Here is a 766-nt window from a genome sequence, read left to right as displayed (position 1 = left end):
GCCGGGGTCGACCCCGTGCGCCGCCGCGGCCGTCGTGAACCACTCGTGCCGGATGCTCGGCTCGGCGCGGGTGTGGTGGTCGAGCATGCCGATCCGGGTGTGCCCCCGCGCGACCAGATGCGCGACCGCGGCGTGCACCCCCTCCGAGCCGTCGATCGTGATCGCGCTGAACCGTGTCCGCTGCTCCCGGCCGATCAGCACCACCGGCATGCCACGGGTGAACTTCTCCAACTCGCTCTCGGGACAGCTGAAGTAGCCGATGACCGCGTCCACTTGGGAGCTGATCACCTGGAGCGTGCCGAGCTCCTCCTCCGCCCGGTCCCCGGTGTCGTACACGACGACCTGCCAGCCACGGGCCCGGGCCGCCTCCAGCGCGGCGGCGGCGACCTCGGTGAAGAACGGGTTGAGCAGGTCGGGGATGACCAGCCCGATCGTCATCGTGTCCTGGCGGACCAGACCACGGGCGAACCGGCTCGGGCGGTACCCGAGCGCGCGAGCGGCGTCGAGCACCCGCTGCTTGGTGTCGCCGTCGATCTCGTCCTTGTCGTTGAGTGCCCGTGACACGGTCTGCCGGGACACCCCGGCCGACTTGGCGACGTCATTGATCGTGATTTTCCGGGGCTCGGCTCCCGCTGTTGATGGCAACACCATCGCCCACCTCCCGCTTCTCGCGAACGCCGGTGCGCGCGCAAGGCCCGAGTATGCCCGTACCGGGGCGGCCGGACGAAGCGACGGCCACCGGCGGGCGGCGCCGGCGCGGTTGTCG

General features: G+C 71.4%; 1 protein-coding gene. It reads right to left on the bottom strand.

Annotation, left to right across the window (positions count from 1 at the left end; translation table 11 throughout):
- Nucleotides 1-651: LacI family DNA-binding transcriptional regulator (locus R6V09_RS54225; protein WP_317888697.1), on the bottom strand; the 651-nt coding region annotated here is incomplete at its 3' end.
- Between the last annotated feature and the right edge of the window lie 115 nt (nucleotides 652-766).

Origin of the sequence: Streptomyces sp. W16 (genome assembly GCF_033194735.1) — a bacterium.
Taxonomy (GTDB): Bacteria; Actinomycetota; Actinomycetes; order Streptomycetales; family Streptomycetaceae; genus Streptomyces.
Note: the sequence above shows the minus strand (reverse complement) of the source record. Positions and strands in the feature narration are given on the sequence as shown.